The organism is Streptomyces sp. NPDC111507 (assembly GCF_055638955.1).
Genome location: NZ_JBVKBU010000011.1, coordinates 293,613 through 309,737, shown reverse-complemented (window position 1 = coordinate 309,737; position 16,125 = coordinate 293,613). Strand labels below are relative to the sequence as shown.

At 71.0% G+C, this 16,125-nt stretch carries 14 protein-coding genes and 1 pseudogene; 9 read left to right on the top strand and 6 right to left on the bottom strand.

The genetic code is table 11. The annotated features are described in order from the left end of the window. Positions 1–374 precede the first annotated feature (374 nt). A complete protein-coding gene (locus tag ACZ7M2_RS35885) occupies positions 375–1,586 on the bottom strand; it encodes a HEAT repeat domain-containing protein (RefSeq protein WP_471598819.1) in 1,212 nt (403 codons plus the stop codon). Positions 1,587–1,915: 329 nt separating this feature from the next. On the opposite strand from ACZ7M2_RS35885, the gene ACZ7M2_RS35880 reads away from it, so the two are divergent. Beyond that, positions 1,916–2,539, top strand: coding sequence for a hypothetical protein (locus ACZ7M2_RS35880; protein WP_471598818.1), 624 nt, complete (start codon positions 1,916–1,918; stop codon positions 2,537–2,539). 212 nt (positions 2,540–2,751) lie between these two features. Here the strand turns inward: ACZ7M2_RS35880 and ACZ7M2_RS35875 are convergent, their stop codons facing one another. Next, the gene (locus ACZ7M2_RS35875; RefSeq protein WP_471598817.1) at positions 2,752–3,549 is read right to left on the bottom strand and encodes a hypothetical protein; all 798 of its coding nucleotides are present in this window, start codon (positions 3,547–3,549) and stop codon (positions 2,752–2,754) included. Between the two features lie 229 nt (positions 3,550–3,778). Continuing rightward, positions 3,779–4,909: a TDT family transporter gene (locus ACZ7M2_RS35870; protein WP_471598816.1), complete on the bottom strand. Its 1,131-nt coding sequence runs from the start codon at positions 4,907–4,909 to the stop codon at positions 3,779–3,781. A gap of 97 nt (positions 4,910–5,006) precedes the next feature. Between ACZ7M2_RS35870 and ACZ7M2_RS35865 the strand changes: the two genes are divergently transcribed. Continuing rightward, positions 5,007–5,939: a LysR family transcriptional regulator gene (locus ACZ7M2_RS35865; RefSeq protein WP_352047993.1), complete on the top strand. Its 933-nt coding sequence runs from the start codon at positions 5,007–5,009 to the stop codon at positions 5,937–5,939. A gap of 301 nt (positions 5,940–6,240) precedes the next feature. Then, on the top strand, positions 6,241–7,206 hold the full coding sequence (locus tag ACZ7M2_RS35860; RefSeq protein ID WP_471598815.1) for a phosphotransferase: 966 nt from the start codon (positions 6,241–6,243) through the stop codon (positions 7,204–7,206). Here the strand turns inward: ACZ7M2_RS35860 and ACZ7M2_RS35855 are convergent. Further along, positions 7,175–7,900: a gamma-glutamyl-gamma-aminobutyrate hydrolase family protein gene (locus ACZ7M2_RS35855; protein ID WP_471598814.1), complete on the bottom strand. Its 726-nt coding sequence runs from the start codon at positions 7,898–7,900 to the stop codon at positions 7,175–7,177. The two genes, ACZ7M2_RS35860 and ACZ7M2_RS35855, sit on opposite strands and share 32 nt — an antisense overlap. 71 nt (positions 7,901–7,971) lie before the next feature. Then, positions 7,972–8,709, bottom strand: coding sequence for a FadR/GntR family transcriptional regulator (locus tag ACZ7M2_RS35850; RefSeq protein WP_470051356.1), 738 nt, complete (start codon positions 8,707–8,709; stop codon positions 7,972–7,974). Positions 8,710–8,786: 77 nt separating this feature from the next. Between ACZ7M2_RS35850 and ACZ7M2_RS35845 the strand changes: the two genes are divergently transcribed. The 6 genes and pseudogenes from ACZ7M2_RS35845 to ACZ7M2_RS35820 all read left to right on the top strand — a co-directional run bounded on the left by ACZ7M2_RS35845 (position 8,787) and on the right by ACZ7M2_RS35820 (position 14,497). After that, positions 8,787–10,157 carry a glutamine synthetase family protein gene (locus tag ACZ7M2_RS35845; RefSeq protein WP_471598813.1) on the top strand — a complete coding sequence of 457 codons (1,371 nt, stop codon included), beginning with the start codon at positions 8,787–8,789 and terminating at the stop codon, positions 10,155–10,157. Positions 10,158–10,168: 11 nt separating this feature from the next. Next, positions 10,169–11,548 carry an aldehyde dehydrogenase family protein gene (locus ACZ7M2_RS35840; protein ID WP_471598812.1) on the top strand — a complete coding sequence of 460 codons (1,380 nt, stop codon included), beginning with the start codon at positions 10,169–10,171 and terminating at the stop codon, positions 11,546–11,548. A gap of 62 nt (positions 11,549–11,610) precedes the next feature. Continuing rightward, positions 11,611–12,381 (top strand): 3-oxoacyl-ACP reductase, encoded by a 771-nt coding sequence (locus tag ACZ7M2_RS35835; protein WP_471598832.1) that lies wholly within the window; start codon positions 11,611–11,613, stop codon positions 12,379–12,381. 24 nt (positions 12,382–12,405) lie between these two features. Next, positions 12,406–12,708, top strand: coding sequence for a hypothetical protein (locus tag ACZ7M2_RS35830; protein WP_471598811.1), 303 nt, complete (start codon positions 12,406–12,408; stop codon positions 12,706–12,708). A gap of 293 nt (positions 12,709–13,001) precedes the next feature. Continuing rightward, positions 13,002–13,608 (top strand): annotated as a pseudogene (locus ACZ7M2_RS35825) (haloacid dehalogenase-like hydrolase); the annotation flags it as partial. 31 nt (positions 13,609–13,639) lie between these two features. Continuing rightward, positions 13,640–14,497, top strand: a complete 858-nt coding sequence (locus ACZ7M2_RS35820) for a DUF2510 domain-containing protein (protein ID WP_471598810.1) — start codon at positions 13,640–13,642, stop codon at positions 14,495–14,497. 6 nt (positions 14,498–14,503) lie between these two features. Here the strand turns inward: ACZ7M2_RS35820 and ACZ7M2_RS35815 are convergent, their stop codons facing one another. Next, complete coding sequence (locus tag ACZ7M2_RS35815; protein WP_471598809.1) at positions 14,504–15,706, bottom strand: amino acid deaminase/aldolase; 1,203 nt, start codon at positions 15,704–15,706, stop codon at positions 14,504–14,506. Between the last annotated feature and the right edge of the window lie 419 nt (positions 15,707–16,125).

Sequence of the window (16,125 nt, the reverse complement as noted above, 5' to 3'; positions counted from 1 at the left end):
GAGTCACGAACCACCACCACCCTGATGGAGCGTCAGCTCACTAGACTCACAAAAGACCCTGTGACCAGGACAAATGGAGAAGTGCAACTGGAGTAGTAGTACTCCAGCCGGACTTCGTGATCAGGTGATGGTCTCGGTGGTGGGCCGTCGCTGGTAGTGGCTGCGGCCTGGTGGTGCCTGCGCCAGGTGGGCCAGCGCAGCAGCGTGGTGAGGTCCGCGTAGGCAGCACGAATAGCGTGCTGATGAGGCGGCGGATCTCGGGGACGGGCAGGTCGATCGGGGTGCGATTGCAGGCGGGCCGGTCGGGTCTGCGGGGCGGGTGGGGTGGCGGCGTGGAAGGCCGGCGCGAGCACGACGAGGAGTTGGGCGCCGGCCTATTGGCCAGCCTGGACAATCCCCGCGTAGACGCACAGGTCAGAGTGCCTGGTCGGCACCTTCCACCGGCGCAAAGCGTCCATTGCACCGGATGGCCAGGCAGCCTCGTCCTGGTCGGCGACGAAGCGCACGACACGCTGCTGCACGTTGCTCAAGTCACCGAAGGACTGCGGCGGTTCGACGGGATCGCCCGGGAAGACCAGCGTGAACAGCGTATGCGCCGTGTAGTACCTGTCGTGGAACCCTTCGACGCCCGCACAGTCAGCCAGGCCGACCAACATGGCATCGACCGCCCGGAGCGTCGTGGCTTCGGACGTTTCGGCCAGGGCCATCGCCGCGAGGCCGATGTAAGAGCCGCTCAGGAACGACATCGTCCCGGTCTTCTCAGGCGGCCGGGCGACGACCTGCGTCAGCACCTCGACGACGGCCGGGCCTGCGATGCCGAACCTCGTCAACGCGAAGGCGGAGGCCCAGCGGAGCTCGACGATCGGGCTGCCCAGGTAGCGCTCGACAAAGGGGACGGTCGCCGGTTCGCCGAGCAGACCGAGGGCCACCACTCCCGTGGCTGCCGCGCCAGGGGAGTCTTCATCGGCGATGAACGCCTTCAGGAGCGGAATCGACGTCGCTGCGGAGTCAGGGAACCACGCCAGCAAGTTCGCCGTCTCGGCCCGCAGTTCAGGACTCTCCGAGGTCAGCAGGACGGCGAGTGCGGGAAGTGCTTCCCGGACGGCGTCATAGGAACGCACCACCGCTTCAGCGTCCATGAGCACCTGCGCCCAGCTCGCCTCGCGCTGTTTGCGCTGCTCATCGTCCGCCGCTTCGCGGATCCACTGAGCCCAGTCGTCGGCTTCGCCGCGTAGATTCGCAAGGTCGGCGCGGTCTTCCCTAGGGTCATAGCCGTTCGGCAGATAGTTGTTGTCCAGCCCGATCGCGATGGCGACCAGCAGACTGACGAACCGATGCCTATCGACCAATCTCGGGTCGAGTGCCATCCGCACGAGGAACGGAACGGTATACACCGCAGCCTGCGATCGCGTGCCCTGGTGCACGATATGGTTCGCGAGCTGTGCACCTGGCGGGTACCGGCCCTCCCGAACCCCTGCCTGCATCGCCCGGAGGTGTCCGGGGACGTCGTCGGCCATGCCGTAGGAGTGCTGCAGCTGGGCCCAGGGCACATCGTCCAGGCCGGTGAGAGGGTCGTCGTCCGTCACAGCAGCAGATCCTGGCATACCAGGATTCCGTCCTGTGATTCGATGTCTGATCAGGCGATGGTCATGCGATCACCCGTGACCCGGGGGTTGAGGAACAGACGCTCGTCAGCTCCTGAGCCAAGCCGACGTCGGCCCGGGTGAACGGCTGACGGAGCGATGCTCGGCCGGTACTCCTTCCAACTCCTCGACCTGCCCGACGGCCTGCGCCCGCTGCGCGCCCCGGACGCCACCGGCGAGGAATGACCGATGCCTGGCCGCCTCGGCAGATGGGAGGAAACTGGATCATCACCTGATCACGAAGTGCGGCTTGAGTATTGGGGTGCGATGTCGTGAGTACAGATATCCATGGCGGGATCGAGTTTCGTCATCCCGGCGCCGGTACGGACTACTACGACGGCGAGCCGTGGGTGACTGCCATGGATCTTTGGCCGTTGTATGACGAGACCGACTACGCGGCCTTCGCCTGTCTCTTCGGAGTGCGTAACCACGCGGGCTTTCAGCCGGTTGCTGCGGGCCGTGGGCTTCCAGATGATCTGTCGAGCGGGATGAGCTCGCAGCTGGGCCCCTTGGTCGCAACGGGCGATCTGGACGGCGCGAGCTGGGTCAGCTGGGCGGAGCTTGCATCGATCGATAGCGCGGCCATTCCCGATCTCCGCACCGGCCGACTGACCTGGCACACGAAATCACTGCCATCGGTGCGGTATCGACAGTTCGTGGACGATCCGTGGCCGTCGGAAGTTCTGTCCGTGGTGGGCGTGCCACCCGCGGGTGTGCACAGTGCGACAGAACGTGTGGAATGGACTACCGGCGAGATGGTCTGCACATACGAACCGTTGACCGTTGGCGCTGTCCTGGGTCCTGAGACGCACTGGCCACACGTCTTCGCTGTGATGAGGGCTCTGGCCGGCCGCTTCGGGGATGAAGGCGTTCGCCTGGTCGTGGCATTCGACTGACGTCGCGGAGCATGGCTCTGACAGCGAGGGGATGCCGTCAGAGCCGCTCACGGACTGATCCGCGCCCGGCGACTCTCCCCATCCACGCCGGCAACGTGGATGGGTCCGCGAACGCGGCTTGATGTCCCAGGACAAGCCGTGTTCACGACCCTCTTTTCAGCGGTGTTCAAGTTGGTCGACCGTGGTCGTAGGCCTGACGGTGCTGTGCGGCGTCAGCTGCGTCGCTGCCACCAGCGACGCTTCGGTTCGGCTGTCCGAGGGCCGGTCCCGGCCTCATCGGGGTCTGACGCGCTGTTCGGCGGAAGGGCGCTCAAGGCAGCGCGGATGCGGTCGAAGGGAGCAATGGAGTGATGGTCGTCGGCGGGAAGCGTCACCCCGACACAGACCAGCTTGAAACCGTCCTCGCCGAGGGGTGCGCCGATGAACACCGGTGCGCCCACGCACCCTTGTGGCAGGTCTCCGATCCACCGGATGCCGCCGTCGTCTGCGCGTGTGATGCGGCCGATCACGACAGCCTGCTCTCGGGAAGTGTCCCCGTCGGTGACGTGGCCCAGCAGGTAGGCGGGGACCGGCGACTCACTGAGGCCGGCGATGTCCTGCTCCGTGGCTGCGATGCCGTCGGTGATCTCGTCCGTCGTCCAGCGCCACCCCTTGCGAGCGCTGTGCGCGTGCAGCCCGGCGGAGGGCATGACCGCCACCCCAAGATCGCCGAGATGAGTCCACCCCTCCGCGAAGTCGATCATCATCAGCTTCTCAGCGCTCATCACGGGTGCGCACAGTTCGGCGCACAGGGTGAACTCGGCCAACTCGACTCGCGCCGGCTCACTGGCGGTCACGAGGTACTGCCGGATGACCTCGCCTTCGGCGGTCGCCTCCACGAGTTCGTTGAACCAGAAGGCCGTCGCGTGCTGTTCCTCCCCGTGGGCTCGCTGGAAGGGAAGCGTCGAGCGGCCGACGTGATCGACTATCGCGTCGATGGTCGCACTGGAAAGGTCGGGCAGGTCAGGCATGGACCGAGAGGCTAACGGGTCCGTGATCACCAGGCGAGATCTTTCTGCCGTGATCATGGCAGGGCCCGCCCGCGCGCCCTCCGGTCCTCGATGACGGGCGCGGGTCTGTCAATGCGGCTTGATGCCCCACGTCACGCGGTCCCGTTTCCAGGCGGCGGGTATACGGATGAGGGGCAAACCGTGGCCAATCCAATGAGGACGGTGAAGGCTGGGGGCGCGACCCAAGAGGTTACTTTCGGCCAGGTGTTGCGAGCAGCTTGCCGCTGAGCAGGCCGCGTGCGGTGTGGGCGGTGGCCACGCACCAGGCGGCTACGAGAAGCGCGTACAGGGCGACCGCGAGCCAGTCGAACGCGACAAGGCCGGTGTGCCGAGCGAGGCCCTCGGCGCCGGTGACACAGGTCCCCACCGGGAAGGTGAACGCCCACCAGGTCATCGCGAACCCCATGCCCTCGCGGCGGGCCCGCGCCACCAGCGCGCCGGCGAGGCCCAGCCACAGCAGTGCGAAGCCCATGACGGGGACGCCGTAGAGGACGGCGAGCATCCCGAAACCCTGGTCGTAGGGGGTCGGCACGACGCCCGGTGCGACGTCCGCGAACTTGCCGACCGCGGTCGTGGACTGGCCGAGCGGACCGAGCACGAGGAACAGCGTCGGAGTGAGCGCGAGCGGCAGCGGCCCTGCGGTGATGAGCCTGGCGAAGATCAGCGGCAGCATCACGAAGGTGGCCAGCAGACTCAGCCCGAACAGCGCGAAGCACCCGAGCAGCAGGGTCTCCCGAAGCTGGCCCGGGGGCAGGTGGGGCACGAGGAGCGGTCCGACGGCGGCCGACACCATGGGCGCGACGAGGGGGAGCAGCCAGACGGGCGTGGCCTGGTCGGCGCGGATGCGGTGGCGTACGACCATCAGGTACGGGATGGCCAGGGCGGCGACGAGTCCGACGGCCGTGCCGGCGGTGAACAGTACGGCGTCCACGGTGACCGCCGCCCGCGTCCCGATCCAGTCCCGGCCGACGACGAGGGCGCCGCCGCCCACGGCCAGCAGGGCCATCGCCAGACAGCCGTAGAAGGGGGCCATGGCCGGGTCCAGGAGGTGGGCGCGGGCCTGGTCGCGGTGGTGCCTCCAGTGCAGGGCGCGGGCGCCGAGCAGGGTCACGAGCATGACGGCCGAGAAGGCCCAGACAGCCGTGCAGACGGTTCGCAGCCCCGGGACGTCGCCGGGGAGTCCGGCGCCCGCCGTCGCCACGATCGCGGTGCCCATGACGGAGGCGTACCAGTTCGGGCCGAGGTGTCGGACGGCGGTGACGCGCGGGCGCCCGACTTCGGCGGCGGGGGGCGACAGGAGGTGCTGGGCTGCGGTGACCATGCGTCCACGGTCGCGCGCCCGCCGGGTCCCCACCAGGGAGTACGGGTCTATGGGGGCATAAGCTGCCTTTATGGGTGTGAGTGCTGAGGGATCATGGATGGAGGGTGGCCGGTCGGGGGAACCGGGACCGGTCGCGGTCGGGATCGCGCATCGGGTGCCCGACCTCGGGGCGCTGGAACTGCTGCTCGCGGTGGCGCGGCTGGGGAGTCTCGGGCGGGCGGCGCGGGAGCTGGGGATCACCCAGCCCGCGGCCAGCAGCCGGATCCGTTCCATGGAACGGCAACTGGGTGTCGCGCTCGTCGACCGCTCGCCCCGGGGCTCGCGGCTCACCGACGCCGGGGCGCTGGTCACGGACTGGGCGCGGCGGGTCGTGGAGGCGGCGGAGGCGTTCGACGCGGGGGCGCAGGCGTTGCGGGACCGGCGGGACTCGCGGCTTCGGGTGGCGGCGAGCATGACCATCGCCGAGTATCTGCTGCCGGGGTGGCTGCTCGCGCTGCGCGCGCAGCGGCCGGACACGGCGGTGTCGCTTCTCGCCGGGAACTCGACGGCCGTGGCGGAACGTCTCCTCGCGGGCGAGGCGGACCTCGGCTTCGTGGAGGGACTGTCCGTGCCGGCCGCCCTCGACTCGACGGTCATCGCGCACGACCGGCTGATCGTGGTGACGGCGCCGGGGCATCCGTGGGCCCGGCGTCGCGCGCCGCTCGCGGGGGCGGAGCTGGCCGCGACGCCGCTGATCCTCCGGGAGGAGGGGTCGGGTACGCGGCAGGTTCTCGACGCGGCGTTGGGCGGGTTGGCGCGGCCGTTGATCGAGCTTTCCTCGACTACGGCGGTGAAGGCGGCGGCGGTGAGTGGGGCGGGGCCCGCCGTCCTGAGCGAGCTGGCTCTCGGGGAGGAGCTGTCGGCGCATCGCCTGGTGAGCATTCCGCTGTCCGACGTCCAGCTCCGCCGTGACCTCCGGGCGGTCTGGCCCACGGGCCACCGTCCCACGGGCCCGGCACGGGAACTGCTCTCACTGACACGGGGCTTGTAGGCCGGCACCCCTGGGGGCTCCGCCCCCAAACCCCCGGGTGTGTGTCTCGGCTGCGGGCGGGTGGGGGCTGGTCGCGCAGTTCCCCGCGCCCCTGGGTGCGGCTTCGCTCCGGGTTCTCCGGTTGTCCGGATTCGTTCGGCTGCGGGCGGGTGGGGGCCGATCGCGCAGTTTCCCCGCGCCCCTAGACGACTTCTGGAGGCCTTCGGCCCGTGCGGCGTTTGAGGGCGAGGCCGGTCAGGTCGGTGCCGGGGGCGGGAGAAATCGGTGGCGGTCGGGGGCGGGGCCCCGCAGGATGCGGGGCATGAATCCGATCGCCCCGCCCGCCGCGGGCCTGCGCACACCCTGGGAAGAACTCCCGCGCACGCTCCGGGACGCCGTCGCGGAGGTGCTCGGGGCGCCGGTGCGGACGGCCGTCACGCAGGAGGGCGGCTTCTCGCCCGGCGCCGCCACCCGCGTGACCACCACGGACCACCGCCGCGCGTTCGTGAAGGCCGTCAGTGGAGAGACGAACCCCGACAGCCCCTCCCTGCACCGAACGGAGGCGAGGAACGCCTCCGCGCTCCCGCCGAACACCCCCGCCCCCAGGCTCCTCGGTACCTACGACGACGGCACCTGGGTCGCCCTGGTCTTCGAGGACGTGGCGGGCCGTCAGCCCCATGTCCCCTGGCGGGAGGACGAGTTCAGACGGGTCCTCGACGCCGTCGAGGAGTTGGGCCGGGCCCTGACGCCGGCACCGTTCGACGCCCCGACCGCCGCACAGTCCCTGGCCCACGCCTTCCAGGGGTGGCGGCAGCTCATCGACTCCGGGGACACCGGGAGTGAGGGCCTCGACCCGTGGACCGCCGCGCACCTGCACGAACTGGCCGAACTCTCCGCCCCGTGGACCGAGTTCGCCACCGGCGACACCCTCGCGCACGCCGACCTGCGTGCGGACAACGTCCTGCTCACGAAGGACGGCGGGGTCGTCTTCGTCGACTGGCCGCACGCCGTGCGCGCCGCCCCGTGGTTCGACCTGCTGCTGATGCTCCCCTGCGTCCGCGCCCAGGGCGGCCCCGACCCCGAAGAGGTGTTCACCGCCCACCCGCTGGGCCGCGACGCCGACCCGGAAGGCGTCACCGCCACCCTGGCGGCCCTCGCCGGCTTCTTCGTCCAGCAGTCCCGGCAGCCACCGCCCCCGGGACTGCCGACCCTGCGCGCCTTCCAGCACGCCCAGGGCGCCGCCGCCCTCGACTGGCTCAGGCGGCGGCTCGCACCAACGCCCTCATGACCCTCAGGTCCTCGCCCATCTCGGGATGCCACTGCACACCCAACACCCAGCGGGAAGAGGGAAGTTCGATCGCCTCCACCGTTCCGTCGGGCGCGTGCGCCGAGACCGTCAGTCCCGCTCCGAGGCGTTCGACCGCCTGGTGGTGATACGTCGGCACGGCACATGTCTCCGGCACGACATCCCCGTACAGACTCCCCGCCACCGGCGTCACCTCGTGCCGCCCGAAGACCCCGACGTCCTTCACATGCCCGTCGATGTGCTGGACGAGCGTGCCGCCGAGGGCGACGTTGAGGAGCTGCATGCCCCGGCAGATGCCGAGGAGCGGGGTGCCGGACGCCAACGCGGCGTCGATCAGGGCGAGTTCCCAGGCGTCGCGGGCGGCGGCCGGCGGTCCGGTCCGCGGGGAGCGCTCGGCGCCGTAGTGGACGGGGTCGACATCGGGGCCGCCCGCGATCACGAGGCCGTCGAGACGGGCGACGGTCGACGCGGCGTGGGAGGGGTCGTCCGGCGGCAGCATCGCGGCGAGACCCCCCGCCGCCTGGACGAGCCGCGGATAGCCGGCCGGCAGCAGAGCGGCCTCCAGCTCCCACACCCCCCAGCGCGCCCCGGCCTCCAGATACGTACTCACGCCGATCAGCGGTCTGGCCACGTCGCTCACACCGCCCACGCCGCCCGCACCGTCCGTACCTCCCACGCCGCGCTCCCTACGGATTCAATGGAATGCAGTCATACCTTTGAAGTCTTTGTACGGTACCGGCAGAGGGCTCACGCCAGGAAGCCCCGCAGCAGCGCCGCCGTCCCCGCGCAGTGCTCCCGCGTCATCTCCCGCGCCCCGTCCGCGTCCCCGTCGAGCACCGCCTCGACCAGCGCGGTGTGCTGGCGCTGGGAGTGCTCGAGGTTGCGGACCAGGAGGGGGATGCAGTCGAGCAGGTCGTTGACGGAGGCGCGGACGGCCGCGTACTGGGCCGTCAGCGACGGTGAACCGCTCAGCTCGGCGAGGGTGAGGTGGAGCAGGGTGTCCAGGCGCCGGTAGTCCGCCAGCGGCGCCTCGTGCGTGCGGGCCAGCGCCTCGCGCAGCCGCTCCGCCTGCTCCGCGGAGAGCCCGTGCGCCGCGCACAGCCCCGCCGCACCCACCTCCAGCACCTCGCGGAAACGCAAGACGTCCTCGATGTCGACCTCGGCGAACCGGCGCCGCAGCTCGTCCTCGCCGGGGGTCTCGGCCCTCGGCACCACGAACGTGCCGCCGTACCGTCCGCGCCGCGACTCGACGAGACCCTGGTCCTGGAGCACCTTCAGGACCTCGCGCAGCGTGACCCGGCTGATCCCCAGCCGCTCCGCGAGCTCCCGCTCCGCGGGCAGCCGTCCGCCGCCGGGCACCAGCCCCAGCCTGACCACTTGGAGGATCTGCTCCAGTGCCTCCTCGAAACCGTTGCCCGCCCGCACCGGCCGCAGCACCGGCGTCAGTCGGTCGTCCACACCACCGTCGGCTTCCGCCCGCGTCATCTGGTCGTGCCCCCTTCCCAAGCAAAGGTTCTCGGCAATACCTTATGGCTCTCGGCTGACCCAAGGAGGCTTTTCCGGTGGCAGACCGCACACCCCCGCTCGCCGTCGAGGAGCTGCACGCCCTCGTCGCGGGCGGCGAGATCGACACCGTCGTCCTGGCCTTCCCCGACATGCAGGGGCGGCTCCAGGGCAAGCGGTTCGCCGCGCGCTTCTTCCTCGACGAGGTCCTCGAGCACGGCACGGAGGGCTGCAACTATCTCCTCGCCGTCGACACCGAGATGAACACGGTCGACGGGTACGCCATGTCCTCCTGGGACCGGGGCTACGGCGACTTCGCCATGCGCCCCGATCTCGGCACCCTACGGCGGGTGCCGTGGAACGAGGGCACCGCCCTGCTCGTCGCCGACCTCGTCTGGAACGACGGCTCCCCGGTCGTGGCCGCGCCCCGCCAGATCCTGCGCCGCCAGCTCGACCGCCTCGCCGCACTCGGCTACACCGCCCAGGTCGGCACCGAGCTCGAGTTCATCGTCTTCAAGGACACCTACGAGCAGGCCTGGGACGCGGGCTACAAGGGGCTCACCCCGGCCAATCAGTACAACATCGACTACTCGGTCCTCGGCACCGGGCGCATCGAGCCGCTGCTGCGCCGCATCCGCAACGAGATGCAGGCCGCGGGGCTGACCGTCGAGTCCGCCAAGGGCGAGTGCAACCCCGGCCAGCACGAGATCGCCTTCAAGTACGACGAGGCCCTCGTCACCTGCGACCAGCACGCCATCTACAAGACCGGCGCCAAGGAGATCGCCTCCCAGGAGGGCGTCTCGCTCACCTTCATGGCGAAGTACAACGAGCGCGAGGGCAACTCCTGTCACATCCACCTCTCGCTCACGGACGCGGACGGCACGAACGTGATGGCCGGCTCGGCGCAGGACCCGGGCGGCATGTCCGAGGTCATGCGGTACTTCCTCGCCGGGCAACTGGCGGCCCTGCGCGACTTCTCGCTCCTCTACGCGCCCCACATCAACTCCTACAAGCGCTTCCAGCCCGGCTCCTTCGCCCCGACCGCCGTCGCCTGGGGACACGACAACCGCACCTGTGCGCTCCGCGTCGTCGGCCACGGCCGCTCGACGCGCTTCGAGAACCGGCTGCCCGGCGGTGACGTCAATCCGCACCTGGCCGTCGCCGGACTCGTCGCGGCCGGCCTGTACGGCATCGAGCAGAAGCTGGAGCTGCCGGAGCCGTGCGCGGGCAACGCGTACACCGCCGAGTACGCGCACGTCCCCACCACTCTGCGCGAGGCCGCCGAGCTCTGGGAGAACAGCCCCATCGCCAAGGCCGCCTTCGGCGACGAGGTGGTCGCGCACTACCGCAACATGGCCCGCGTCGAGCTGGAGGCCTTCGACGCCGCGGTGACCGACTGGGAGCTGCGCCGCTCCTTCGAACGCATGTGAGAGGTCCTTCCTTGTCGAACGAGCTCGATCTCCAGGTGCTCAACCCGGCCACCGAAGAGGTCCTCGCCACCGTCCCGGCCGCCACCGCGGCCGACGTGGACGCGGCCGTCGTACGCGCCGCGCGAGCCCAGGCGAAGTGGGCGGCGCTGCCGCCCGCCGACCGCGCCCGCCTGCTGCGCCGCTTCGCGGCCGCCGTCGACGGGCACCTGGAGGAACTCGCCCGGCTGGAGGTGCGCGAGGCCGGGCACACGGTCGGCAACGCGCGCTGGGAGGCGGGCAACGTCCGAGACCTGCTCGACTACGCGGCCGGGGGAGTGGAGCGGCTCACCGGCCGCCAGATCCCGGTTCCGGGCGGCCTCGACGTGACCATCCTCGAACCGCTCGGCGTCGTGGGCGTCATCGCGCCCTGGAACTTCCCGATGCCGATCGCCGCCTGGGGCACCGCCCCCGCGCTCGCGGCCGGGAACGCGGTCATCCTCAAGCCCGCCGAGACGACCCCCCTGACGGCGCTCCGGCTGGCCGAGCTGGCTCTGGAGGCCGGTCTGCCCGAGGGGCTCTTCCAGGTGCTCCCCGGCCACGGCCCGGTCGCGGGCAACGCGCTCGTCGAGCACCCCGGCGTCGCGAAGATCGTGTTCACCGGGTCAACGGCCGTGGGCAAACAGGTGTTGGCGAAGGGCTCGGCCCTGCTCAAGCGCGTCACCCTCGAACTCGGTGGCAAGAGCCCCAACATCGTCTTCGCCGACGCGGATGTCGAGGCCGCCGCCGCAGCGGCTCCGATGGCCTTCCTCGACAACTCGGGCCAGGACTGCTGCGCCCGCACCCGCATCCTCGTCCAGCGCTCCGCCTACGACCGTTTCCTGGAGCTGCTGAGCCCCGCGATCGAGGCGGTGACCGTCGGCGACCCGGCGGACGAGAAGACGGACATGGGCCCGCTCATCTCCCGGGTCCAGCTGGACCGCGTCCGCTCGTACGTCCCGGAGGGCACCGAGGGCATCCGCGGGAAGGCCCCCGAAGGCCCCGGCTTCTGGTTCCCGCCCACCGTCCTCACCGGTGTCGAGCCCCACGCGCGTGTGGCCGTCGAGGAGGTCTTCGGCCCCGTCGCCGTCGTCCTGCCCTTCGAGGACGAGGCGGACGCGATCCGGCTCGCCAACGCCACCGAGTACGGCCTCGCCGGTTCCATCTGGACCCGTGACGTCGGCCGCGCCCTGCGCGTCTCGCAGGCCGTCCGCGCCGGGAACCTGTCCGTCAATTCCCACTCCAGCGTCCGCTACTGGACCCCCTTCGGCGGCTTCAAGCAGTCGGGTATCGGCCGCGAACTCGGCCCGGACGCGCTCACCGCCTTCACCGAAACCAAGAACGTCTTCATCAGCACGGAGGGCCCCGCACAGTGACCGAAGCCACCGCAGCCACCGCAGCCACCGCAGGCACCGAAGCCGCCGCGGACGCCGAAGGAATCATCTGCCGCCGTCTCGTCGGCCGTACCGCCGTCATCACCGGCGCCGGCAGCGGCATCGGTCTCGCCACCGCCCGCCGGCTCGCCTCCGAGGGCGCCCACGTCGTCTGCGGCGACGTCGACGACGTCCGCGGCAAGGCCGCCGCCGACGAGGTCGGCGGGATCTTCGTCAAGGTCGACGTCACCGACCCCGAGCAGGTCGAGGCGCTCTTCAAGACGGCGTTCGACACCTACGGCTCCGTCGACATCGCCTTCAACAACGCGGGCATCTCGCCGCCCGACGACGACTCCATCCTGGACACCGGCCTGGAGGCCTGGAAGCGCGTCCAGGAGGTCAACCTCACCTCCGTCTACCTGTGCTGCAAGGCCGCGATCCCCTACATGCGACGCCAGGGCAAGGGCTCCATCATCAACACGGCGTCCTTCGTGGCCCGGATGGGCGCGGCCACCTCGCAGATCTCGTACACGGCCTCCAAGGGCGGTGTGCTGGCCATGTCCCGTGAACTGGGCGTCCAGTTCGCCCGCGAGGGCATCCGCGTCAACGCCCTGTGCCCGGGACCGGTCAACACCCCGCTGCTCCAGGAACTGTTCGCCAAGGACCCCGAGCGGGCCGCACGCCGGCTCGTCCACATCCCCGTCGGCCGGTTCGCCGAGGCCGAGGAGATCGCCGCGGCGGTAGCCTTCCTCGCCAGCGACGACTCCTCCTTCGTGAACGCCTCCGACTTCCTGGTGGACGGGGGGATCTCGGGCGCGTACGTCACGCCCCTGTAGATCGCCCCGGTGTATGCACGTTCCATGCGATATCGATCCGTTCGTGTCACCTTCGCGTGGACCCTGGTCGCGGCCGCCACCCTGGCGGCCGCGCCGACCGCCTCGTCCGGCACCCGTCCCGACTGCCCGCGGCTTTCCACACGTTGGTACGGCGACAACCGCGCCCACCTGCAACAGGTGATCGACGAGCGAGGCACCTGCGCCGGGCCGGTCCCCCCGGCGGGCCGCCCGGTCGCCGCCTTCGACTGGGACAACACCGTCACCAAGAACGACGTCACCGACGCCAAGGCGGTCCGCCCGGGGGCAACGACGAGATCGGTGCGCTGACCGTGGGTGCCATGCGAGCTGATACCGAACTTGAGCCCGAGGCTTGACTCTTACGGGTGGGTTTACGTGGTGACGAGCTCTGGACGGGGCCTGAGGCCGGGCTCGGCTGCTAACTTCCTCTCGTCCGACAATCTAATTGCGGACCTACCGTCGGGCGGACGGGAAGTGACGCCTGTGGAGGCTCGTGTAAGACCACATCCCTCGGGTGCGGCAGGAGCCTGCGAAGCAGGAACCCGTGGTGGCGCCGCTTTTGCGGTGCGGACCTGAATCGCCGAAGGTGATTTCGGCGAGGGCGTCAATACGACCAGCAGCGCGACCTGGTTCGCGGACTGGCGCGGGCCGGGCGCGGACTGGGTGACGGTCCGCGCACGACCCGCCTCGGCCTTCCTTGTGCTTCGCGGTGGCACCCGGCACACGATCGCCATCCGGTCGGTCCTCGACCGGCGCGGCCGGATCACCACCCGCAACGAGGGCTGCGGCGGCGTACCGGCGACCCGGGGCGAGGACATCCCGTACATCGACGGCAAGCGCTGCTGGATCAACCAGGAGATCTACGGCGTCCACGGCGCCGCGGCCTGGCGGCGGCAGGACCCACGCCACCGCACCGTGCTCGCGACCGGCGACGCCGACACCGATGTGACCTTCGTCGGGGACGCCACCGGAGCCCATCTCGTCCTCAACCGCAACAAGAGCGAACTCATGTGCCGCGCGTACGACGACGCCGACGGCCGCTGGGTGATCAACCCGATGTTCATCGGGCCGCTGCCGCGCAGGCCCGAGCCGTACCCGTGCGCGACCAGCGCCCACCACGCGACCGGCGGCGGCGCGGAACCCGTCCTCAGGGACGACGGTTCGGTCGTACCCGGCCAGAAGGACACCGTCTACGGAACACCCGTGTAGTGACGTTCGGGGCGCGCCCTAGAGTGCCGGAATGAGCATGACGCCTCCGCCCGGCTGGTACCGCGACCCCTCGTACCCGCTCGTCGAGCGCTGGTGGGACGGCACCGCCTGGACGGACCACCGGCGAGGACCCGAGGCACCCCAGACGCCCCTGGCACCGCCGCGACCCGTCGTCGGCGGCTCCGGACGCGCCAAGGCCGTGGCACTCGTCACCGCCGGAGTCGTCCTGGTCACCGCGATCGTCACGGGTGCCTTCGTGCTCGGCCGGGAGGGCGGCGGGGGCACCGCGGCGGCACGGACCGCCCCGCCCGCCGCACCCACAGAGACCACCGGCTCCCCGGCCGGCCCGTCCTCCGGCGACCCGTCCGTCGTCGTGGACGAGCTCAACGGCATCGCCCTGCCGCTGTTCGACGGCTGGGTCCGCGCCCAGGACGTCGCCGAGGACGACGTCATGATGACCACCCCCGGCACCTACGACTGCCCGGGCGACCCCGGTCTGTGCCGGCACGGGCGGGTCGTCTCGCGCACCGTCACCGCGAACGACGAGAGGTCTCCGAAGGCCCTCGCCGAGCACGACATCGCGGACGCCGCGAGCACCGCGTACGACCGTGACCTCCTCGACAACCGGCCCTTCCACGGCGTCACGTCCCACCGGCAGCTGCGGGCGAGCCCGGTCGCCGTCGCGGGCAGCGTCGGATACCTCGTGCGCTGGCAGGTGAAGACGGGGGTGGGACCAGGGGGCTACGTCGAATCGCTGGCGTTCCCCTCCCGCGTGGGCTCGCGGGCCCTCGTCATCGTCCGCTTCGTGTTCGACGCGGGTGCGGACGGGCCGCCGCTCACCGACATGGACCGGATCACCCAGGGGATCCGGCCGGTGGGCACGCGGTGAGTCCGGCTACAGGAAGGTGTGGCCCTCTCCCCGGTACGTCGGGACGGTCGCGGTCACCGTGTCGCCCTCGACCAGGTGCAGCGCGTCGAACCGCTCGCACAGCTCCCCGGCCTTCGCGTGCCGGAACCACACCTTGTCGCCGATGAGCAGGTCGTCCGCGGGGGCGCCGAGCAGCGGCGTCTGCACCTCGCCGGGGCCCTCCTGGGGGTCGTAGCGCAGACCCTCCGGCAGGTAGGGGACCGGCAGCCGGTCGGGGCCCGGGGCGCCCGAGGCCGGGTAGCCGCCGCCGAGCACCGTGACGACCCCGACGCCCGGCCTGCGGACCACCGGCTGCGCGAAGAGCGCGGCCGGACGCCCGCTGAACGACGTGTAGTTGTCGAACAGCCGAGGAACGTACAGCCCGGAGCCCGCCGCGATCTCGGTGACCGCGTCCTCGGCGGCCGTGTGCTGCACACTGCCCGTCCCGCCGCCGTTGACGTACTCGAGGTCCGGCTCCACGGCCCGTACGGCACGGACCACCTCGGCGCGCCGCCGCGCGAGCTCCTTGCGAGCGGTGGCCTGCATGAGCCTGACCGCACGCGACCGCAAGGGCCGCCCCGCGACGGCGTCACCGACACCCGCGACATGCCCCTCGTACGCCATGATCCCCACCAGCTTGAACCCGGGCCGGCGGACCACGGCGCGGGCCAGGTCGGCCACCTGGGCGGGCGAGTGCAGCGGCGAGCGCAGCGCCCCGACCCGCACCCGGCCGCCGAGCAGCTTGAGCGAGGTGTCCAACTCCAGGCAGACGCGCACCACTTCGGTGCCGTCCCGGCGGGCCTCGTCGATCAGGTGGAGCTGGGCGGGGTCGTCGACCATGACGGTGACGGCGGCGGCGAGCTTGGGGTCGGAGGTCAGCTCGGCGAAGCCCCGGGTGTCCGCCGAGGGGTAGGCGAGCAGGATGTCGTCGAAGCCGGAACGGGCCAGCCAGATCGACTCGGCCAGGGTGAAGGACATGATCCCCGCGAAACCGTCCCGCTCCAGGACGCGCTCGAGCAGGGCGCGGCAGCGCACCGACTTGCTGGCGACCCGGATCGGCTTGCCGCCCGCCCTGCGGACAAGATCGTCCGCGTTCGCGTCGAAGGCCTCCAGATCCACGATCGCGAGAGGGGCGTCGAGATGAGCTGTGGCCCGGTCGTAGCGGGCCCGGTCTGCGGCGCGGGCAGTCATGACCGAAGCCTGCCAGACTCGATTACCGCAGGGTAGGGGGATGTTCCGGGCAGATGCCCCGGGCGTGCGGACTGGTTCCCTCCCTGCCCACGTCAACCCGTAGAGTGACGCGCACGCAGGGAGGAACGACCTTGTCCGGGCGGGTCGTGCCCGGGATGACGGTCCGTCGGCACGGGTATGGGTGCTCGTGACGGGTGAGTCGCCGAGGTGGTTTCTTCCGTACACGTGAGCGGCCCGGCGGATTCCGGGCCGGGTCGGTAGCCCGGGTACGAGGAAACGGGGGGTGCATGAGCACGGAAGCGCGCCGCGCCTCCATCCCGCCACGCCCGGCCACCCCACCCCGCCCGGCACGGTCACCGGGAGACTCCCCCGAGGGGACGGTCTCCCCCGAGGCGGCAGCGTCTCCCGCGCAGGACACC

What these genes read in the sequence shown, in the direction of transcription:
- ACZ7M2_RS35865 (WP_352047993.1), top strand. Translation starts at nt 5,007, where the DNA reads ATGGAGGGTGGCCGGTCGGGGGAACCGGGACCGGTCGCGGTCGGGATC.
- ACZ7M2_RS35850 (WP_470051356.1), bottom strand. Translation starts at nt 8,709, where the DNA reads ATGACGCGGGCGGAAGCCGACGGTGGTGTGGACGACCGACTGACGCCG.
- ACZ7M2_RS35815 (WP_471598809.1), bottom strand. Translation starts at nt 15,706, where the DNA reads ATGACTGCCCGCGCCGCAGACCGGGCCCGCTACGACCGGGCCACAGCT.
- ACZ7M2_RS35830 (WP_471598811.1), top strand. Translation starts at nt 12,406, where the DNA reads ATGCGATATCGATCCGTTCGTGTCACCTTCGCGTGGACCCTGGTCGCG.
- ACZ7M2_RS35860 (WP_471598815.1), top strand. Translation starts at nt 6,241, where the DNA reads ATGAATCCGATCGCCCCGCCCGCCGCGGGCCTGCGCACACCCTGGGAA.
- ACZ7M2_RS35820 (WP_471598810.1), top strand. Translation starts at nt 13,640, where the DNA reads ATGAGCATGACGCCTCCGCCCGGCTGGTACCGCGACCCCTCGTACCCG.
- ACZ7M2_RS35875 (WP_471598817.1), bottom strand. Translation starts at nt 3,549, where the DNA reads ATGCCTGACCTGCCCGACCTTTCCAGTGCGACCATCGACGCGATAGTC.
- ACZ7M2_RS35870 (WP_471598816.1), bottom strand. Translation starts at nt 4,909, where the DNA reads ATGGTCACCGCAGCCCAGCACCTCCTGTCGCCCCCCGCCGCCGAAGTC.